This is a genomic window from Halomicrobium sp. IBSBa (assembly GCF_017612575.1).
In the GTDB taxonomy this organism is placed as follows: domain Archaea; phylum Halobacteriota; class Halobacteria; order Halobacteriales; family Haloarculaceae; genus Halomicrobium.
On sequence record NZ_JADPQC010000036.1, the window covers coordinates 1 to 452 of the forward strand.

At 65.5% G+C, this 452-nt stretch carries 1 pseudogene; it reads right to left on the reverse strand.

The window, feature by feature from the left end:
- Positions 1 to 452 (reverse strand): annotated as a pseudogene (locus tag IL252_RS17330) (DUF853 family protein); the annotation flags it as partial.

Sequence of the window (452 nt, forward strand, 5' to 3'; positions counted from 1 at the left end):
GCTTGAACACCGGATCGGCGATGTCCTGGGGGTCCTGCGTAATGAGGTACAGGCCGAGACGCTCCTTCCGGCCCTGTTTGGCGGCCTCGGTGAACTTCCCGATGACCTTGCGGCCCTGGACGCTGTCGGCGTCGGTGAGGAAGTTGTGGGCCTCGTCCATCCCGAGCACGAGCGGCGTCTCCTTGATGCGGTCGTAGTCCGGGTCGTTCGAGAGCTTCTGATCGATGAGCAGGCTGGAGACGGCCAGCACGATGGTCGATGCGGTCCGGGAGTCCGTGATGTGGTACGTCGGGATGACCGTCAGCCCGCCGTCGCGGACGAACTGCGATATCTGGTCGGTGATGGGGCGGGCGTCCTGGTCGAAGACTGCGCCGAAGCCCTGGACGCGGCGCTTGATGGCGTCGAACGTGGCCTTGTGCACGTCGCCCGCCTCGTCCAGTTCCTCCTTGAGC